We start from the raw sequence: 479 nt of genomic DNA on the forward strand, positions 1-479 counted from the left end.
GACAGCTGCCTGCACTGCGTTGATCTCCGCAACTGCAGGCGGCGCAACCTCGACGCGTGCCCGTTCGGGGATCGTGTCGAGCTCCGACTCGTCGAGCATGCCGAGTCCGAGGATCGAGAGCGTCGCGCGACGCTTCGCCTTCGTCTCGGCCTTCATCAGCGCGTTGAGCGGATCGCTGACGGGGACGGTTGCGACTGCGGTTTCGCTGCGCCCGTTCGGGTGGGTCGCGCGACACATCGCGTAGATCATCTTCGTCCCCGCAACGTCGATGACCTTCGGTCCGTCGATGATCTCGCGGTTGAGTTTGTGGATCGCCGCGAGTTGATCGGTCGCGCCGCGCGTTGGATACAAGATCTCTTTGCCGTTGAGCCGCAAGATCGCGAACGGCTGCGTCGCTGCAGTCAGCCCCAGCGACTCGCACATCTGGACGTAGTACTTCGCCCGCTCCGCAGGCGAGAGCGCGGAGATGTCTCCACGCA

The 479-nt window shown here is 64.5% G+C and carries 1 pseudogene; it reads right to left on the reverse strand.

Annotation, left to right across the window (positions count from 1 at the left end):
* Positions 1-423: pseudogene (locus tag N2041_RS14480) on the reverse strand (hypothetical protein); the annotation flags it as partial.
* Between the last annotated feature and the right edge of the window lie 56 nt (positions 424-479).

It is taken from the genome of Tepidiforma sp. (assembly GCF_026419595.1).
Lineage (GTDB): Bacteria > Chloroflexota > Dehalococcoidia > Tepidiformales > Tepidiformaceae > Tepidiforma.